Raw genomic sequence first — 19044 nt, 5'->3', positions numbered from 1 at the left:
TCGACCATGCCGTTGATCGCCTTCGTCTCGCCCAAAGGCGGTGTCGGGAAGACCACCCTCGCCGCGCATGTCGCGGCGTTGCTGGCCGCCCGCAGCCATCGCGTCCTCGCCATCGACCTCGACCCGCAGAATGCGCTGCGTCTGCAATTCGGCCTGCCACTGCGCGAGGAGGCTGGCTTCCTCGGGGCCATCACCCGCCAGACCGCCTGGCGCCAGGCGATGGTGGAGACGCCGGTCGGCGTGCGCCTGCTGCCCTATGGCACGGTCGATCCGCTGACCGCGCTGGAGACCGCCCAAGCCCTGCATGCCGAGCCGGAGCTGCTGGCCGCGCCGGTGCGGGAGATGCTGGCCGATCCCGACCAGGTGGTCATCCTCGACAACCCGCCGGGCCCGACCCCGGCAATGAGCGCGCTGCTACCCATGATCGACCTGATGGTGGTGGTGCTGCTGGCCGATGCCGCGAGCGCGGCGCAAATTCCGCAGATCATCTCCAATCGCTGGCTCGGCCGCGGAAGGCTGGCGGCGCGGGCGGGCGAGAAGGCGGTGGTGGTGCTGAACCAGGTGGATCTCGATGCGCCGCTGGCCAGCGCGGTCTTCGACGGCGCGGCCCAGGCGCTCGGCACCCGGCTGATCGGCGCGGTCTGCCGCGACGATGCGGTCGCCGAGGCGCTGGCCGACAAGCGCATGCTGCTGGAGGACCGGGACGGGCCCGGCGCCGAGGATCTGCACGCCGTCACCGATGCCATCGCCGCCCGGCTGCGCCTGCCACTGCCGGGGGCGCGCCGCCGCGGCGGCTTCTCGGCCCTGGCCGATTGGGGCCTGCGATGAGCGCCGCCGCCAGCTTCCCGGCGCCCCCGAGCCTGCGTGCCCGGGCGCTCCGCGCCGTGCTGATCGGCCTCGGCCTGTTCGGCTGCGCCACCTACATCACCCTGCCGATGGATGCCGAGCAGCAGGCGCTGCTGACCGCCACCGGCATCCTGGTCTTCCTGGTGCTGAACCGCTTTGCCTCGCGGCGGATCGGGCTGGTGCTGGTGGTGATGTCGATCACCATCACCTTCCGCTACCTGTTCTGGCGCGCCACCGAGACGTTGGAATTCGACAGCATCCTGCAGACCGTGCTGGGCGTGATGCTGTTCCTGGCCGAGCTCTATGCCGGCCTGCTGATGGCGCTGTCTTACCTACAGACCTCCTGGCCGCTCGACCGCAAGCCGGTGCCGCTGCCGGCCGATCCGGCGCTCTGGCCGAGCATCGATGTCTATGTCCCGTCCTACAACGAATCGCTCGACCTGGTGCGGCCGACCGTGCTGGCGGCGATGAACATGGACTGGCCGCGGGACAAGCTGAACGTCTACATCCTGGATGACGGCCGCCGCCCCGAATTCCGCAAATTCGCCGAGGATTGCGGCTGCGGCTACGTCATCCGCCCCGACAACAAGGGCGCCAAGGCCGGCAACATCAACCACGCCCTGCGCCACACCAAGGGCGAGTTCATCGCCATCTTCGACTGCGACCATGCCCCGACGCGGGCCTTCCTCCAGCTCACGGTCGGCTGGCTGGTGCGGGATGCGCGGATCTCCATGGTGCAGACGCCGCACTATTTCTATTCGCCCGACCCGTTCGAGCGGAACCTGGCCCGCAAGCGGCCGGTGCCGAATGAGGGCTTGCTGTTCTACGGCGCCATCCAGCCGGGCAATGACCTCTGGAACGCCGCCTTCTTCTGCGGGTCCTGCGCCGTCATCCGCCGCACCGCGCTCGAGGAAGTGGGTGGCGTGCCGCACATCACCGTCACCGAGGACTGCCACTGCTCCCTGCTGATGCAGAAGCGCGGCTGGCACACCGCCTATATCCGCCTGCCGCTGGCCTCGGGCCTGGCGACGGAGCGGCTCTCGCTGCATGTCGGGCAGCGGATGCGCTGGGCGCGCGGCATGATGCAGATCATGCGGCTGGAGAAGACCATCGTGGCCGAGGGCCTCGGCTGGTGGCAGCGGCTTTGCTACTTCATGGGCGGCTTCGGCTTCCTCTTCGCCATCCCGCGCCTGATCTTCCTCACCTCGCCGCTCGCCTTCCTGTTCTTTGGCGAGAGCGTGATCGCGGCGAGCCCCTTGGGCATCATCGCCTATGCCGGATCGCACATGTTCCATGCGGTCGCCACCACGGCGCGGCTGAACGGGCGGCACCGCCATTCCTTCTGGTCGGAAATCTATGAAGCCTCGCTCGCCTGGCAGCTCATCCCGGTGACCTTCAAGACGCTCTGGGACCCGACCAAGGGCAAGTTCAACGTCACCGACAAGGGCGGCATGGTGGAGGAAGGCTATCTCGACCTGCCGACCGTGATGGCCATGGTGATCCTCACCGGGCTGCTGCTGGTCGGCCTCGTCATCGGCATCGTCGGCATCATCATCACCGACAGCTCCACCCTGCAATTCCGCGCCTATCTGCTGAACACCATCTGGGCGGCGCTCTGCGTCATCCCCGCCTCGGCCGCGGTGGCGGTGGGGCGTGAGAGGGAGCAGATGCGCGTCCGCGCCCGGACCGATGCGGTGGTGCCGGCCACCCTCAGGCTGGCCAGTGGCGAGACTATCAAGGCGCATAGCTCGAACATCTCCCTCTCCGGTGCCCGCATCACCCTGGCCCGGCCGCTCGGCACCGCCGATGGCGACCGCGCGACCATCGCCTTCGAGACCTGCGGCGAGGTGATCGAGGTGCAGGCCGAGGTTCTGCGCTGGGTGGATGACGAGGTCTTCCTGCGCTTTGTGGTCGAGACCCTGGCCGATGAGGCCGCTGTCGCCCGCGTCTTCTTCGGCCGGCCGGATGCCTGGCTGCACTGGGACGACTGGCCGGTGGACCGGCCACTGCGCTCCCTGCTGAATGTGGTGCTGGCGACTGCCGATGCCGTGTTCCGCAAATACCGTATCGCCTTCCCGACCAAATCCGTGCAGCGGCCAGGCCCGGCCGCGGCGGCTGCCCCGGCCCGCGTCTCCGACGTGGTGGAGCCGCGCCGGCGCGCTGCCTCGGTGGCAGGTGCCGCGCTCGCCGCCCTGCTGCTCTCGGCGCCAGCGGCGCTGGCGCAAGGCCCGGCGGCATTGCCCTCCCTGGCGCCGCCGCCCGCAGCCGCAGCGCCGGCCCGGCCGGGCTTCACCGATGCCGTCGATGGCGTGCGGGAGATCCGCCCGACGCTGCGCGAGCTTGGCCTCGGCGGGCCGATGCAGTTGCGCGGCGTGTCCGACCTCCAGGGCGTGCAATTCGGCCTGCGCGCCGATGAGGTTGTGACCGAGGCGAAGCTGTCCGTCTCCGGCGGCACCTCGCCGGCGCTGATCCCATCGCTCTCGCAGATCGCCATCTCCCTGAATGAGCAGTATGTCGGCACCATCCCGGTCGATCCGGCGCGGCAGGCCTTCGGCCCGCTCGAATTCCCGCTTGACCCGCTCTTCTTCAGCGAGATCAACCGGCTGAATTTCCGCTTCTCCGGTCGCTATGCGGTGGAGTGCAACGACCCGCTCTCGGGCCTCCTCTGGGCCACCGTCTCCGACCTCTCGACGGTGGCGATGAGGATCGAGCGGCTGCCGCCGCAGCGCGACCTGGCCCGCCTGCCCGAACCGCTCTTCGACCGGCGGGTGCTGCGCGGGATGCTGACCCTGCCGGTGGTGCTGGCCGAGGGCACCGGCCCGGCCGGGCTGCGCGCCGCCGCCATCGCTTCCTCCTGGTTCGCGGTGCAGGCGGATTACCGCGGCGCGACCTTCCCGGTGGAGCGTGCCCCGCCGACCCGGGGCGATGCGCTGGTGATCGCGGTCGGGGCCGATGCCGTGCCGGGCCTCGCCCTGCCCCGCTTCGAGGGGCCGACCATCGCCATGGTCGCCAACCCGAATGACAGCTATGGCACGCTGCTGGTGTTGGGCGGGCGAACCGAAGCGGAAGTCTCTGCTGCGGCCAGCGCGCTCGCGGTCGGCCGCGCCGCCCTGGCCGGCGAGATGGCCCGCGTCGCGCCGCCGACCATCGCGCCGCGCCAGCCCTATGATTCGCCGCGATGGGTGGCGACCGACCGCGTGGTCACCCTCGGCAGCCTGGTCGAGCGGCAGGAATTGCAGGGCAGCGGCTATGCGCCGGCGCCGATCCGCGTCCCACTGCGGACCTCGCCGGACATCTTCACCTGGCGCAATCGCGGCTTCCCGGTCGATCTTCGCTTCCGCGCCCCGCCAGGGCCAGTGATCGACATCGCCGCCTCGCGGCTCGATGTCTCCGTCTCCGAGGCCTATCTGCGCTCGCTGCCGCTTTCGCCCGGGGAGCTGTGGTGGCCCTTCGAGGAGATCCGCCGCCGCATCTTCGGCGATCCGGAGATCCGCAGCGGCAGCGCGACGGTGCCGCCCTACCTGCTGCTCGGCCGCGACGAGCTGCAGCTTCGCTTCGACATGCGGCCGCTGGCGCGCGGCGAATGCGTGGCGACGCCGGGCGATCTGCGGGCCTCGGTGGAGCCGGACAGCACCATCGATCTCCGCCGCATCCACCGCCATGCGCGGATGCCCAATCTCGGCTTCTTCGCCTCGGCCGGCTTCCCCTTCACCCGCTATGCCGATCTCTCCGGCACCGCCGCGGTGCTGCCGGAGCGGCCGAGCGCGACCGAGATGCAGCTCTTCCTCGACCTGATCGGCCAGCTTTCGGTCATCGTCGGCCTGCCGGCGACCGGGTTGCAGGTGGTGCATGCCAATGCGCTGCAATCCGTTGCGGGGCGGGACCTGCTGGTGGTCGGGCCGCTCGGCCGCTCGCCGGCGCTGAATACCCTGCTGAAGGAAACGCCGGTGAAGCTGGAAGGCGAGCGGCTGGTGCTCGCCCTGCCGGACATGTTGCAGGATGTGCGGGCGGTCTTCCTCGGCGCGCCGTCGCGTGCCGATCGCAACCGCGCCGCCGCCGCCCTGTCGGATGGCGGGGAGGGGCTGGGCGCCATCATCGGCGCCGAGAGCCCGCTGCAATCCGGTCGCTCCATCGTTGCCATCACCGGCGCCAGCCAGGCGGCGCTGGCGGCGATGGCCGGGGCGATGCGCGACCCGGTGCAGTCCCGCCGCATCCAGGGCGATGTCGTCGTCATGTCCGGCGGCCCAGTCGCCGCCTATACCGCCATGCCGCATTACGATGTGGGCGACCTGCCCTGGTGGCTCCTGCCGCAGGTCTGGATGGGCAACCATCCGGAACGGGCGATGCTGCTGCTGCTGGCGGCCGCCTTCGCCATGGGCGGATCCTTCTACTGGATGCTGCGGCGCCGTGCGGCGATGCGGCTCCGGGCGCGCACGCCGGTCGAGAAGGCGCATTGACGATGCGGAAGCCGCTTGCACCTTGGGCCCTGACCCTTGCCGGGCTGGCGGCACCGCTGGCCGGGCTGGCGCAGACGCCGGCCCCGACTGCCGCACCCCCGACTCCTGCGGCCCAGACGCCGGAACCGCCGGCCCAGCCCAGCCTCGTCGCCGCGGCCCCGGCCCAGACCCGGGCCGGGGTCGACCTCCTCATCCGCCAGGCGGAGCGCTGGCTGAGCCAGGACCGCGCCGATCTCGCTGCCTCCTCGATCGAGCGGGCCCTGGCGGCCGATCCGCGCAATGCGAATGCGTTGGCGGTCGCCGCGCGGATCGAGGCGGCGCGCGACAACCGCACCGCCGCCGCGGCCTATCTCACCCGGCTCCGCGCCGCCGGCGGCACGGAGGAGCAGCGGGCCCAGGTGGACAGCGCGGTGCGGGGGGCGACCATTGACCGCTCCGCGCTCGATGCCGCCCGGCAGTTGGCTCGTGATGGCAAGGCGGCCGATGCCGCCGCCCGCTACCGCAGCCTGTTCGGGCGGGAGGGGCCGCCGGAGCAATTCGCCCTCGAATACTACCAGACCCTGGCCGGCACCGATGCCGGCGCGCGGGAGGGCACGACCGGCCTGCAGCGCCTGGCCGAGCGGCCGAATGCCGATGCCCGCGCCCGCCTCGCCTATGCGCAGACCCTGACGTACCAGCCGCAGACCCGCGCCGAGGGCATCCGCCGCCTGTCCGAACTGGCCGAGCAGCCGGGCATCGGCGCCGAAGCACGGCGCGCCTGGCGGCAGGCGCTGGTCTGGGGCATCGGCGATCCCGCCGCCTCGCCGCAGGTGGACAACTACCTCCAGCGCTTCCCCGAGGATGCCGATCTGCGCCGCCGCGCCGAGGCCTCCCGCGTGCCGGCCACGCCGCCCGATCCGGGCGCCGATGCGCGGCGCGAGGGCTTCGCCCGGCTGGAGGGCGGCGGGCTGCGCGACGCCAACCGGCAATTCGAAACCGCGCTGACCGCCAACCCCAATGACGCCGATGCGCTAGGCGGCCTCGGCATCGTCCGCCTGCGGGAGGGCAAGACGGCCGAGGCACGGTCCCTGCTGGAGCGCGCCATCGCCGCCGACCCGGCCCGCGCCGCGCAATGGCAGCGGGCGCTGGACGGTGCCAGCTACGGCGCCGAGCTGGCTGAGGGCCGCGCCCTGCTGCGCGCCGGCAAGCTTGATGAGGCCGATGCCGTGCTGCGCCGCGCCGTCCGGCGCGAGGCCGAGGACAAGACCGATGCCGAGGTGGCGCTGGGCGAGCTGGCGCTGAAGCGCAACGACCCGGCCTCGGCGGAGCAGCGCTTCCGCACCGCACTCACCCGCCGCCCCGGTTTCGCGCCCGCCCAGCTGGGGCTGAACCAGGCGCTCCGGGCCCAGGGTCGGGTCTCCGAGATCGTGGCGGTGAACCAGCCGCGCCCGGTGCAGTCCCCGGCCGATGCCCAGGTGGCCCAGCTGCGCGAGGAAGCCGCGCGCAGCGGCGATCCCGGCATCGCCGGCGCCCTGCTGCGCAACGCCATGGCGATCGCGCCCTCCGACCCCTGGGTGCGGCTCGACCTTGCCCGCGCGCTGCGCCGGCAGGGCCGCGCCGGGGAGGGGCGGGCGCTGGTCGAGGAGCTGGCGGTGCGCCAGGCCGGCCCCGAGACGCTGATGGCCGCCGCGCTCTTCGCCGATGAGGATGGCCGCCCGGCCGATGTCGAGGCTCTGGTCAACCGCATCCCGCCCGGCCGCCGCAGCCCGGACATGGCGCGGCTGCAGCAGCGGGCGCGGACCCAGGCGGAGGTGGCGCGCGCCGCCGCCATGCTCGGCACCGGCAGCGGCCTGGATGGGCGGCAGCGGCTGCTGATGCTGGCGGCACGGCCCGACCCCTCTGGCACCACCGTGGCGGCCGTCATTCGCGCCTTCGCCGATGCCAATGACCGCTACGGCGCCGCCGAGGCGGGGCGGATCGGCCAGACGGTGAACCGCAGCGGTGGCGGCCGGGCGCAGCTCGCCATTGCCAGCGCGTTGCTGGGGGCGGGGCTGGAGGCGGAGGCGGCGGCGCTGGCCGATGCCGCCGACCAGACCAGCCTGCCGGCCGACCAGAAGCGCGACCTCGCCTCGCTCCGCACCGGCATCGCCATCCGCGCCGCCGACCGGCTGAACGAGGCGGGCGACCAGGCCCAGGCCTTCGAACGGCTGCGCCCGGCCCTGGCCGGCAACCCGCAGAATCCGGAGCTGCGCCTCGCGCTGGCCCGGCTCTACCAGGGCGCCCGCCGGCCGGGCGAGGCGCTGCTGGTGGCCGAGGAGGTGCTGGCGCGCGACCCGCGCGACCTCGATGCGCGGCGCAGCGCGGTGGATGCGGCGATCGGCATGCGCGACCGGGCGCGGGCCGAGGCGCTGGTGGCCGAGGGCCTGGCGCTCGCCCCGCAGGATGCGCGGGCGACGGTGCTGGAAGCCCGCGTGGCCCGCGCCTTCGGACAGGACAGCCGGGCGCGGCGGGCGCTGGAGACGGCGGCGGTACAGCGCCAGCAGGAGCTGGGCCGGCCCGTCCTCGCCCAGGCCGGCGGTGCGGCACAGCCGGTCTCCTTCCCTGGCATGGAGAATCCCTTCGCCCGCGGCGGCATGACGACGCCGATGGCACGCGGCCCAATCGTGGCGCAGCCCGCCGATCCGGTGGCGCGCGACATCGCCACCCAGCTTGCCGCGATCGAGGATCAGACGGCGCCGCGCCTCCAGGCAACGGTCGGCGGCCGGTCCCGCTCCGGCTCGGCCGGCATCGACCGGCTGCAGGAGATCTCGGGCGCTGTCACCGCCTCGGTCGCGCCGGGCGGGATCGGCGGCAGGCTGAGTGCCACGGTCAGCCCGGTGACCATCGACAGCGGCAGGCTTGGCAATGACGCGTCGACGCGGCAGCGCTTCGGCAGCAACCTGCTGGGCGGCGGCTCGGCCAATTCGAACAGCACCGCATCCGGCATCGGGCTCTCGCTCGGCTATACGGCGTCGGACTGGCTGAAGCTCGATGTCGGGACCTCGCCGCTCGGCTTCCACGCGACCAATGTGCTGGGCGGGGTGGAACTGGCCCCGGCGGTGACCGACAATCTCCGCCTGCGCTTCACCGCAGAGCGGCGGGCGATCACCGACAGCCTGCTCTCCTGGGCCGGCGTCAAGGACAGCCGGCAGGGGCGGTTCTGGGGCGGCGTGACCCGCAGCGGCGGGCGCGGCCAGGTCGAGATTCCGGTCGGCCGCGGCTACATCTATGCCGGCGGCGGCTATGCCCGCTACGAGGGCGACGGCGTTGCCAGCAACAGCCGGATCGAGGGCGGGGCGGGCTTCGGCTACCCCATCCTCCGCGATGGCGATACCGAGCTGACCACCGGCCTCGACCTGGTCTATTTCGGCTTCGACCGGAACCTGCGCTACTTCACCTATGGCCAGGGCGGCTATTACAGCCCGCAGACCTATACCGCGATCAATGTCCCGCTGGACTACCGCAGCCGCATCGGCGACTTCAGCTACCGGGTCGGCGGGACGATCGGCTACGTGAACTGGCGGGAGGATGCCTCCAACGCCTTCCCGACCAATGCCGCACTGCAGGCCCAGGCCGAGGCGGCGGCGCGGGCCGACAACACCATCGTCGCCCGCTTCCCCGGCCAGTCGCGTAGCGGGCTGATCGGCGGCATCCGGGCCGATCTGGACTATGCGCTGACGCCGAAGCTCAGCATCGGCGGCGCCTTCCGCTACGACAAGGCGGCCAATTTCGACGAGACGCGGGTGCTGCTCCGGCTCAACAACCGCTTCTGAGGCGGGGCGGCCCTCCCTTGCCAAGGCCGCGACGGCGGCGCTTCATGCCGTCCTGACCAACCGGGCCCGGCAGAGGTCCGAGGGAGGAGCAGAATGGCGTCCATCACCCGCCGCACGGCGCTGGCCCTGTTGGCCGCGCCCGCGGTTCTCGGCACCGCGCGTGCCCAGGCCACCCGCCTGCGCCTCGCGCATCCGCATCCCGAGACCGATTCCTGGCACCGTGCCTCGCTCCGCTTCGCGGATCTGGTGAAGGAACGCAGCGGCGGCGCGCTGACCGTGCAGGTCTTTCCCAATGGCAGCCTCGGCAGCGACCCGACCATCATCTCGGCGGCACGCGGCGGCACGCTGGATATCGCGCTGACGGGCAATCCCTTCTTCACCGGCCTGGCGCCGAAGCTGAACGTGCTCGACCTGCCCTTCCAGTTCCAGGACCGCCGGCATGTTGCCGCCGTGCTGGACGGGCCGATCGGGAATGGGTTGCGGGCGGAGCTGGAGCCGGCGGGGCTGCATGCGCTGGGCTTCTGGGATATCGGCTTCCGCAACGTGACCAATTCCCGCCGCGCCGTCGCGACTCCGGCCGATCTGCGGGGCCTCAAGATCCGCACCACGCCGAACCCGGCGCATATCAAGGCCTTCCAACTCCTCGGCGCCAATCCCGCACCGATGCCCTTCACCGAGCTCTTCACCGCACTCGAGACCCGCGCGGTGGATGGGCAGGAGAATCCGACGACGCTGATCCTGAACGCCCGCTTCTTCGAGGTGCAGCGGCATCTCAGCCTGACGCGCCACGCCTATACCGCCGGCATCCTGGCCATGTCGAAGACGCGGCTCGAGGCTCTGGCGCCCGCCCAGCGCGAGGTGGTGATCGCCACCGCCGCCGAGGTGACGCCGCAGCAGCGGCAGATGAACGAGGATGCGGAGGCCGGCTCGCTCGCCGAGCTGAAGCGCCGCGGCATGCAGATCGTGGAGGCACCCGACCGCGACGCCTTCGCCAAGCTCGTCGTAGACGAGACGCGGCAGGAATTCGCCACCCGCCACGGCGCGCAACTGCCCGAGGCCATCGCCGCCGCGACGCCGGGCGCCTGAGCGATGCAGGTCGTCGATCTCTCCATGCCGATCGCGCCGCATTTCCGCTGGCGCACGCAGCTCAACGTCACCGGCGACATCAAGGCGGGCGATCAGTTCCGCATCAGCCGGATCGAGGCCGCCTGCCACGGCTTCAGCCATGTGGACGCGCAGGCGCATATCCTGGCCGATGCCCCGACCATCGAGGAGACGCCGCTCGACCGCGTGGTCGGCCCCTGCCGCATCCTGCGCCTCGCGGATGCCGCGCCCGGCGAGGCGATCGGGCCGGAGCGCCTGGCCGCCGCCGATCCGGGCGGGGCAGAGGGGGAGATTCTGCTGCTCGCCGCCGCCTGGGACCGGCAGCGCGACCCGAACACGCCGGAATTCTGGCGCGACTCGCCCTGGCTGACGCGGGAGGCGGCGGAATGGCTGCTGGCCCGCCGCCCCAGCGCCGTCGCCTTCGATTTTCCGCAGGACTACCCGATCCGCCTGCTGCTGGACGGCATCAGCGTGCCCTTCGAGCAGCATGTGACGCATGACGTGGTGCTGCGCGCCGGCATCACCCTGATCGAATATCTGGTGAACACAACGGCGCTGGCCGGGCCGCGCACGCTGCTCTGCGCCGCGCCGCTGAAGATTCCGGGTGCCGATGGCGCGCCGGCCCGCATCTTCGCCATCGAGGGCCTCGCCGCGTGATCCATCGCCTGGTCGGCGCGGCGGTGCGGGTGGCGGAGGGGCTGCTGGCGCTGGCCCTCGCCGGCATGATCGTGATGGTCTTCGCCAATGTGGTGCTGCGCTACGCCTTCGATTCCGGCATCACCGTCAGTGAGGAACTGTCCCGCTTCCTCTTCGTCTGGGTGACCTTCCTCGGCGCCGTCATCGTGATGGGGCAGGGCGGGCATCTCGGCTTCGACCTCGTGGCGCGCGCCCTGCCGCGGGCAGGGCAGCGCGCCTGCCGCATCCTGTCGGACCTGCTGATGCTGCTCTGCTGCGGCGTCTTCCTGCGCGGCGCCTGGACCCAGACGCTGCTCAATCTCGACAATCTCGCGCCGGTCTCCGGCCTGCCGCTCGGCTGGGCCTATGCGGCCGCGGTGGTGGCGGGGGTGGGGCTCGGCCTTGTCATCCTCGCCGACCTGATCGCCGCGCTGCGCGGGCAGAACCCGCCGGCCCCACCCGATGTCCTGGCGGAACCCGGCGCGTGACGCTGCTGCTGTTCGTCGGCTCGCTGCTCGGCGCCATGGCGCTCGGCATGCCGGTGGCCTTCGCGCTGCTCGTCTCCTCGCTGGTGATGATGTGGCAGCTCGATGCCATCGATGCGCAGTCGATGGCGCTGCAGATGCTGAACGCGGCCGACAGCTTCGCCCTCCTCGCGGTGCCCTGCTTCCTGCTGGCGGGAGAGGCGATGACCGCAGGCGGATTGTCGCGCCGGCTGGTGAATTTCGCGCTCGCCCTGGTTGGGCACCGGCGCGGCGGGCTCGGCTATGTCGCGGTGCTGGCGGCAATTCTGCTCTCCTCCCTCTCGGGCTCGGCGGTGGCGGATACCGCGGCGCTCGCCGCCGTGCTGGTGCCGATGATGCGCCGCGCCGGCTATGATGTCGGCCGGGCCGCGGCGCTGATGGCCTCGGGCGGCGTGATCGGGCCGGTGATCCCGCCCTCCATCGGCTTCATCGTCTTCGGCGTCGCCGCCAATGTCTCCATCACCTCGCTCTTCCTCGCCGGCGTCGTGCCGGGGCTGCTGCTCGGCCTGTCGCTCGCCATCGCCTGGGCGCTGATGGCCCGCCGCGAGTCGGCAGAGCCCTTGCCGCGCCGGTCCTGGGCCGAGGCGGCGGAATCTCTGCGCGACGGGCTGCTGGCGCTCGGCCTGCCCGTCATCATCGTGCTCGGGCTGAAATTCGGCATCTTCACCCCGACCGAGGCCGGCGTCGTCGCCGCGGTCTATGCCATCCTGGTCGGCATGTTCGGCTATCGGGAGCTGACGCCGGCCATGCTGCCGGGCGTTCTCGTCGCCGCGGTGCGGACCACGGCGGCGGTGATGTTCCTCGTCGCCTGCGCCGCCGTCACCGCCTATCTCATCACCATCGCCGACATCCCCGGCCAGGTGCGGCCGCTGCTGGAGCCCTTCATGGGCCATCGCGTGCTGCTGATGGCGGCGATGATGCTGCTGGTGGTCGCGGTCGGCACCGCGCTCGACTTCATCCCGACCATCCTGATCCTGACGCCGGTGCTGATGCCGATCGTGCGGGAGGCGGGGATCGACCCGGTCTATTTCGGCGTGCTCTTCATCATGAACAACGCGATCGGGCTGATCACCCCGCCGGTGGGGACGGTGCTGAACGTCGCCTCGGCGGTGGCGCGGGTCGATCTCGGCCGGGTCACCCGGGCGGTAACGCCCTTCCTGATCGCCCAGCTGGTGGTGCTGTTCCTGCTGGTGCTGGTGCCGGACATCGTCCTGGTTCCGTTGCGCTGGATGCGGTGAGAGGGGTCCTACCCCGGCACCGGTGCCTCGGCGTGGATCAGCCCGGCCTCGCGCAGCGCGGCCCAGAAGCCGGGCGGGATCGGCTGCGCCATCAACCGGACGTTTTCCGTCACCTCCGCTGCGGAGCGGGCGCCGGGGATGACGCAGGCGACGACCTCCGGCGCGGCGCAGAATTGCAGCGCGGCCGCCTTCAGGGAGACACCCCATTCGGCGCAGAGAGCGGCCAGCCGGTCCCGCCTTGCCACCAGCCAGGCGGCGGCGGGGACGTAGTCGAAGGTGCCGCCACCCGCCAGCAGGCCGGAATTGTAAGGGCCGCCGATGATGAGGCTGGCCCCGCGCGCCGCGCAGGCCGGGAGAAGCCGCGCCAGCGCCCCCTGGTCCAGCAGGCTGTAGCGCCCGGCGATCAGGAAGAGGTCCGGGTCTGCCTGCTCCAGCGCCAGCAGGCAGGGCTCCACACTGTTCACGCCGAGGCCCCAGGCGCGGATCACGCCCTCCTCCCGCAACCGGGTGAGCGCCGGGGCCGCCCCCGCCATGGCCTCGGCGAAGCGGTCGCGCCAGGCGGGGCCATGGGTGTCCTCGGCCGGGTCGTGGATCAGCACGGTATCGATGCGGGCGAGGCCGAGCCGGGCCAGGCTATGCTCGATGGAACGCAGCGTCGCCGCGGCGGAATAGTCGAAGCGGACCCGGAAGGGCAGGCCGCCGACATAGCCGTGCTGCTCGCGTGGCGCGGCTTGGTCCGGTTCCAGCAGTCGGCCGACCTTGGTCGAAAGAGCGAATTCGGCCCGCGGCCGGCGCCGCAGCATGCGGCCCAAGCGATGCTCCGAAAGGCCGAGCCCATAGAGCGGCGCGGTGTCGAAGGTCCGGATGCCGGCTGCCCAGGCGGCCTCGATCGCCGCTTCCGCCTCCTCCTCCGCGATCGGGGCGAAGAGGTTGCCGAGCGGCGCGCCGCCGAGGCCGAGCGGGCCGGGTGGCCGCCAACGGCTCATCATGCGGGAGGCGCTGGGGTGCATGGCGGGATGGTGCGGCCCCCGGCCCCTGGCCGGCAAGCCCACCGCCGCCCGGCGGATGCCGGCCATGGCGCCGCGAGGTTGGAACCCGCCCGCTTCCCCGGCTTTCGGGCTGCTTCATGACAAGAGGACGCGGTGTGAGTCCCCCCACCCAGGCCCAGGCCCTGAACCCCGCCGAGGCCATGGCCGCGGTCCCCCCCGCACCCGTCTCCGCTACGCAGCTTCGGATCGTCCTGGCCGGCGCCCTGCTGGCGATGCTGCTGGCGGCGCTCGACCAGAACATCGTCAATACTGCCCTGCCGCGGATGGTGGGAGAGCTGGGCGGGATGGCCCATCTCTCCTGGGTGGTCACGGCCTTCATGCTGACCTCGACCACCACCACGCCGCTCTACGGCAAGCTTTCCGACATCCATGGCCGGCGGCGGCTGTTCTTCGTCGCCATCGGCCTCTTCCTCGGCGGCTCGCTGCTCTGCGGCGCGGCTCGGTCGATGGGGGAGCTGATCGGCTTCCGCGCCTTGCAGGGCCTGGGCGCCGGCGGGCTGCTGGTGCTGGCCCAGGCGGTGATCGGCGATGTGGTCTCGCCGCGGCAGCGGCCACGCTACCAGGGCCTGTTCTCCGGCACCTTCGGCCTGGCAAGCGTCGCCGGCCCGCTGCTCGGCGGCTTCATCACCGAGGCACTGTCCTGGCGCTGGGTCTTCTACGTGAACCTGCCGATCGGCCTGCTGGCCGTGACGATGATCGCGCTCGGCCTGCGCGCGCCGCCGCCCGGCCGGGCCAGGCCGGTGGACTACGTCGGCGCCCTGCTGCTGACGGCCGCGACCGCGGCCCTGCTGCTGCTGCTCGCCTGGGGCGGGACCGAATTCCCCTGGGCCTCGGTGCGGAGCATCGGGCTTGGGGTGGCGACCGCGGTGCTGTTCGGCCTGTTTCTCTGGCGGGAGACGGGGGCGCCGGAGCCGCTGATCCGGCTGGCGCTGTTCCGCAACCCGATCTTCGCCCGCGGCGTCGTGGTGGGCGGGATGATGGTCTTCGCCATGCTCGGCTCCACCGTCTTCCTGCCGCTCTATTTCCAGCTGGTCCTGGGGATGAGCCCGTCCTCGGCCGGGGCCATGACCCTGCCGCAGGTGGGCGGGATGGTGCTGACCTCGGTGATCGGCGGGCGGATCGTGGCGCGGCTGGGCCGCAACAAGCCCTTCCTGCTGGCCGGGCTGGGGCTGGAGGCGGTGGCGCTGGCCAGTCTTGCCCTCTTCGCCTGGCTCGGCGCCCCGCCTCTCGCCTTCCTGGTCTCGATGGGTGCGCTCGGCCTCGGGATGGGCATGGGCATGCCGAACCTGACGACGGCAGTGCAGAATGCCGTCCCCTATGGCGAACTCGGTGCGGCGACGGGCGCCATGGCCTTCCTCCGCTCGATGGGCGGCGCGGTGGGTGTCGCGGTCTCGGGCGCGATCCTCTCCGGGCGGCTCGCCGCGGCGGGGGCGGGGCAGGGCCTCGGCGCGCTGACGGAGCATGGCGTCCAGGTGCTGCACACGCTGCCCCCGGCGCAGCAGGCGGCGATCGCCGGTGCCTATCGGGAGGCGCTGATGGGCTGCTTCCTGCTGAGCGGTCTGGTGATGACGCTGGCCTTCCTGCTGGTGCTCGGCCTGCCGGAGCGCCGCCTGCGGAACGAGATCGGCGACGCCCCGGCGGAATAGCCCGGTTCAGTGAACGCCGAGGAATTGTTGCCGGGAGCCTATGAGCCGGCGCGCCGTGCTGGCAACGGCGGCGCCATCACGGAGAGGTCTCATGCGGCAGGTCCTGCCCATACTCATGCTTGTCCTGCTCGCGCCCGTGGCCCGCGCCCAGCCGAGCTTCGACTGCCGCGCCGCAGCGACGCCGTTGGAGCGGCTGATCTGCGCCGAGCCGCGCCTGGCCGGGCTGGATGCCAGCTTGGCCGGGGCCTATCGCGCCCATCTCGCCGCCGCCCCGAATCCTGCCGAGCGCGACCGTCGCATCGCCGAGCAGCGCCGCTGGCTGGCAGCCCGGACCGCGACCTGCCCGGTCATCGAAGTGGCGGAGCGCCGCGCCACCGACCTCGGCGCCTGGGGCGCGCGGCAGGCCGCCACCTGCCTCGGGGCGCGGATGGAACAGCGCATTGCGGTGCTGGGGCTCGAGGCGCAGCGCGCCGCTTGGCCGCGCCTGCCCTTTCTGCCGAGATTGCTGCGCGGTGCCGGTACGCCGGTCTGCGAAGCCCTGGCGCAGGATCTGGAAGCAGCGTTCCGTGGCCCCGCCGCCGTGCCGAATCCGCTCGGCGAGCGGGAGGTCGGCTTCACCTCCATCCCTGGCCCGGCCGATCCGGATGCCGGGCTGCCGATGACCGCGAGCCTCGATCTGTATGGCACCGGCCGCCCGGTGACCGTGTTGCGTCTGGAGGAGCCGCGCAGCGCGACCCGCGTCGAGGAGATCGGCTACCGCATCCTCCCGCCCGCCCTGGCCCGCCGCCTGTTGCGTGGGGAGGTGCCGGAGGATGCCTGGGAGGCGGGTGGGCCAATGCTGGAGGAGGGGACCCTGCCGGCGCCGCGCGGGGACCGGCCCCTGGCGGAACCCGATCCGACCCTCGCCCGCGGCAGCCGCTGGTGGATCTATGACGCGCCGCGCCTCTTCCGCGAGGGCGGGCAGGTCCTGGTGCTGACGCCCATGACCACCTCCCCGGTTAGCCCCGGCGATATGGGGGTCTACGCCCTGGCCGGGCCGGCGGCGCGACCGCGCCAGCTTTGTCTCTTCGTCGCGGAGCCTCCGGCCGCGACCGATCCCTTGCCGCCCGGGGGCGAGGCGGTGTCCGAATATCTGGCGCTCGCGGATGCGCTGCTGCCGCCCACCGCCTGCGGCACCGCCGATGAGGACCGGCGCACCGCCGCCGATCGCGCGCCATGGCGGCCCTGGAGCCTGCTGCCGGTGCCGCCGAGCGAGGAGGAGATCGGCACCGCCGAGGCAGGGCCGCTGATGCGGGCCCGGGCGCAGGTGGCGCTGTCGGCCTATCGGGGCTTCTTGGCGGCCGGCGCTGCCCGGGACCGCGCCCTGGCCGCCCTGGCCGGGGTCTATGCCGAACGCTTCGGCCTTGGCGCGGAGCAGGCGAAGGCCGTCGCTGACCGGGTGCTGGACCGGCTGGTGGCCGACAACCGGCTGCGCGATACGGATGGTGGCGTGACGGCCGCGGCGCTCGACCCCGCCGAGGCGCCGGTGCGCGCGCTGCGCCTTGCCCTGCTCGCCGGCGACCTTGCTCCGTTGCGGGCGGCGCTGGCGGCCGAGCCAGGGCTCGCGCGGCGGCCGCCGGCGCATGCGTGGGAGGACCCGCTGCTGGCTCTGGCCGCCGCTTCGCCCGAGGCGCTGCGCCTGCTGCTGAGTGCCGGCGCCGATCCGAATGCCGGTGGCGGCTCGGGCCGCGCGCCGCTCTCCCTGGCAGCGGAATACGGGCCGGAGGAGGCGGTGCGGCTGCTGCTGGAGGCCGGCGCCAAGCCGGATGCAGCCAGCATGGAAGGCGTCGCCATCGCCGCCGAGCCGCAGCCCTGCCGCGCCGCCGAGGATGCGCCGGACCCGGTCACCGGCCGCACCGCGCTGTCCCATGCGGCGGAGCGGGGTGATGCAGCGATCGTCACCCTGCTGCTCGCCCGTGGCGCCGATCCGCACGCCGCCGATTCCGAAGGGCAGAGCCCGATCGACCGGGCAGCCAATGCCGCCATCCGCGCGCTGCTGGAGGTGAACAAAAAAAGGGGCCGGCGGTGACGGGCGTGACGCCCGAAACCAGCCGGCCCAAGTGGCGATGCAATGCCCAACCCCAGGTTGCGGCAAAGATCACTGGGAGGAGACGTCCAAGGCCACGGCCTGAACGAAGACAGTATACATAATCACGATAAGGTGAGCATGGAGGAAAGATGAACTCACGGTAATGTGGGGCCAGTCAGGCGACCGCTTCCACCGCCGCCGAGAGATGCACGCCCTGGCGCAGCAGCGCCCCCTGCATCGCCCGCACCGGCACGGTCCGTGGCTCCACCCTCGCATCCGCCGCCAGCGCCGCCGCCACCCCGGCCGCCTGGCCGGTCAGCCAGCATTGCGGAATCTCCCGCAGGAAGGAGTGGCTGGTGGCATCGCAGGAGAGGTGCCGCCCCGGTGCCAGCAGCCCATCCAGCGCCGCCGGCACCAACGCCCCATAGGGCACGGAGACATTGGGGAAGCGCGGCGAGAGGCTGGGCGAGACCCCGATCTCATCCGGCTCTACTCGCCCGTCCCACATCGCCCGCGTCACGGCACCCATCCCGACCAGCCGCCGCGCATGGCGGACTCCGAGCTGCGGCGCGCTCAGCAGCGGCCAGGCGCCGGCGAAACCGGGGGCATGGGCGCGGTAGAACGCCAAATGGGCGAGCATGAGCCGGTGGCTGCGGATCTCCACCTCGGTCTGGTCGTCCACTGCGACGGCGGAGAAGCCGGTCATGCGTGGGCCCATGAACAGCGCCACATCGTCGCGCCAGGAGACGAAGGCCTTCTCGAATTGCCCATGCGCTTCCCGCCCACGTTGCAGGAAGGCGCCGAATTCCGCCGGCTGCTCCGCCCGCCAGCGGAGATAGGCCGGCATGTCGACGCCGCCGAACATCCAGCTGGTGTTGATCGCGTGGTGGATGTCGCCCTCCTCGATATCGGCGGCGGTGGCGGCGCCGGCGCGGTGGAAGATGTCGCCATCCCCGGTCGCATCCACCACCACCTTGGCCAGGATGGCGCGGCGGCCCTGCTTGCTTTCGAAGATGGCGCCGCGGACGGCATTCCCCTCCATCACCGGCTGGGCGCCCCAGGCATGAAAGAGGGGTTCGGCCCCGGCTTCGATCACCATCTCCAGCGCGGTCGCCTTCATCCATTCGGGATCGGCGGTCGGCGAATGGGTGACGATGCCGTGGAAGGCGGCGGTGCGCAGCGCCCACCAGGCGGCGGTCGCGGCATCGCGGCTGCCCCAGGCCTCGCGCGGCGGGCCGGCGATGGCGTCGCGCGGCAGGCGGGAGAGGTATTCCTCGGCGAAGCCGCGGATGACCGGGGCGCCGGACCAGTCGGTCATCCGGTCGATCCAGATCACCAGCCCGCCGGTCGACAGCCCGCCCAGATGGTTGTGCCGTTCCAACAGAAGGGTGCGGGCGCCGAGCCGGCCCGCGGCGACGGCGGCCGCGGTGCCGGCCGGGCCGCCGCCGACGACCAGCACGTCGCATTCGGCATGGATGGGAATCTCCCGCGCCGGCTCCGTGATGCTGCCGCCGGTGATGCGCGGGTGGCGGGTGCGGGCGGTGCCGCCGCCTTCCACGCGGAAGGTCTCGCTCTGGAAGAACAGGCGGCCGGAGGGGGTGTCGCTCATGGGCCGGAGCCTATGGCGGGGGCCAGCGCTGCGCTAC

11 protein-coding genes are annotated in these 19044 nt (G+C 72.4%); 9 read left to right on the top strand and 2 right to left on the bottom strand.

What is annotated here, in order from left to right; all coding sequences use genetic code 11:
* Nucleotides 1-6: 6 nt before the first annotated feature.
* The 7 genes from JMJ55_RS13995 to JMJ55_RS13965 all read left to right on the top strand — a co-directional run bounded on the left by JMJ55_RS13995 (nt 7) and on the right by JMJ55_RS13965 (nt 12635).
* Entirely contained in the window at nt 7-828 is an 822-nt protein-coding gene (locus JMJ55_RS13995; protein ID WP_202826185.1) for a cellulose synthase operon protein YhjQ/BcsQ, read from the top strand.
* Nucleotides 825-5303 carry a UDP-forming cellulose synthase catalytic subunit gene (gene bcsA, locus JMJ55_RS13990; protein ID WP_202826184.1) on the top strand — a complete coding sequence of 1493 codons (4479 nt, stop codon included), beginning with the start codon at nt 825-827 and terminating at the stop codon, nt 5301-5303. The genes JMJ55_RS13995 and bcsA overlap by 4 nt, the downstream gene beginning before the upstream one ends.
* Before the next feature lie 2 nt (nt 5304-5305).
* Entirely contained in the window at nt 5306-9094 is a 3789-nt protein-coding gene (locus JMJ55_RS13985; RefSeq protein WP_202826183.1) for a cellulose biosynthesis protein BcsC, read from the top strand.
* A gap of 93 nt (nt 9095-9187) precedes the next feature.
* Nucleotides 9188-10180: a TRAP transporter substrate-binding protein gene (locus JMJ55_RS13980; protein WP_202826182.1), complete on the top strand. Its 993-nt coding sequence runs from the start codon at nt 9188-9190 to the stop codon at nt 10178-10180.
* 3 nt (nt 10181-10183) lie between these two features.
* Nucleotides 10184-10855, top strand: a complete 672-nt coding sequence (locus JMJ55_RS13975) for a cyclase family protein (protein WP_202826181.1) — start codon at nt 10184-10186, stop codon at nt 10853-10855.
* Nucleotides 10852-11361 (top strand): TRAP transporter small permease, encoded by a 510-nt coding sequence (locus JMJ55_RS13970; RefSeq protein WP_202826180.1) that lies wholly within the window; start codon nt 10852-10854, stop codon nt 11359-11361. Before JMJ55_RS13975 ends, JMJ55_RS13970 begins: the two co-directional genes overlap by 4 nt.
* Nucleotides 11358-12635 (top strand): TRAP transporter large permease, encoded by a 1278-nt coding sequence (locus JMJ55_RS13965; RefSeq protein ID WP_202826179.1) that lies wholly within the window; start codon nt 11358-11360, stop codon nt 12633-12635. Before JMJ55_RS13970 ends, JMJ55_RS13965 begins: the two co-directional genes overlap by 4 nt.
* Nucleotides 12636-12643: 8 nt before the next feature.
* On the opposite strand, the gene JMJ55_RS13960 is transcribed toward JMJ55_RS13965, so the two are convergent.
* Nucleotides 12644-13645 (bottom strand): aldo/keto reductase, encoded by a 1002-nt coding sequence (locus JMJ55_RS13960; RefSeq protein WP_236033704.1) that lies wholly within the window; start codon nt 13643-13645, stop codon nt 12644-12646.
* Nucleotides 13646-13779: 134 nt separating this feature from the next.
* Between JMJ55_RS13960 and JMJ55_RS13955 the strand changes: the two genes are divergently transcribed.
* Entirely contained in the window at nt 13780-15330 is a 1551-nt protein-coding gene (locus JMJ55_RS13955) for an MDR family MFS transporter (protein WP_328702642.1), read from the top strand.
* 91 nt (nt 15331-15421) lie between these two features.
* Nucleotides 15422-17398 carry an ankyrin repeat domain-containing protein gene (locus JMJ55_RS13950; RefSeq protein WP_202826178.1) on the top strand — a complete coding sequence of 659 codons (1977 nt, stop codon included), beginning with the start codon at nt 15422-15424 and terminating at the stop codon, nt 17396-17398.
* 175 nt (nt 17399-17573) lie between these two features.
* Here JMJ55_RS13950 and JMJ55_RS13945 read toward each other — a convergent pair whose 3' ends face one another.
* On the bottom strand, nt 17574-19007 hold the full coding sequence (locus JMJ55_RS13945) for an FAD-dependent oxidoreductase (protein WP_202826177.1): 1434 nt from the start codon (nt 19005-19007) through the stop codon (nt 17574-17576).
* Between the last annotated feature and the right edge of the window lie 37 nt (nt 19008-19044).

The sequence above is a fragment of the Belnapia mucosa genome (assembly GCF_016775475.1).
GTDB lineage: Bacteria > Pseudomonadota > Alphaproteobacteria > Acetobacterales > Acetobacteraceae > Belnapia > Belnapia mucosa.
This window is presented reverse-complemented; position numbering and strand designations above follow the sequence as displayed.

Bases quoted from the DNA above. Each gene is read 5' to 3' on its own strand.
- JMJ55_RS13945 (WP_202826177.1), bottom strand. From the start codon at position 19,007: ATGAGCGACACCCCCTCCGGCCGCCTGTTCTTCCAGAGCGAGACCTTC.
- JMJ55_RS13985 (WP_202826183.1), top strand. From the start codon at position 5,306: ATGCGGAAGCCGCTTGCACCTTGGGCCCTGACCCTTGCCGGGCTGGCG.
- bcsA (WP_202826184.1), top strand. From the start codon at position 825: ATGAGCGCCGCCGCCAGCTTCCCGGCGCCCCCGAGCCTGCGTGCCCGG.
- JMJ55_RS13950 (WP_202826178.1), top strand. From the start codon at position 15,422: ATGCGGCAGGTCCTGCCCATACTCATGCTTGTCCTGCTCGCGCCCGTG.
- JMJ55_RS13980 (WP_202826182.1), top strand. From the start codon at position 9,188: ATGGCGTCCATCACCCGCCGCACGGCGCTGGCCCTGTTGGCCGCGCCC.
- JMJ55_RS13995 (WP_202826185.1), top strand. From the start codon at position 7: ATGCCGTTGATCGCCTTCGTCTCGCCCAAAGGCGGTGTCGGGAAGACC.
- JMJ55_RS13975 (WP_202826181.1), top strand. From the start codon at position 10,184: ATGCAGGTCGTCGATCTCTCCATGCCGATCGCGCCGCATTTCCGCTGG.
- JMJ55_RS13960 (WP_236033704.1), bottom strand. From the start codon at position 13,645: ATGCACCCCAGCGCCTCCCGCATGATGAGCCGTTGGCGGCCACCCGGC.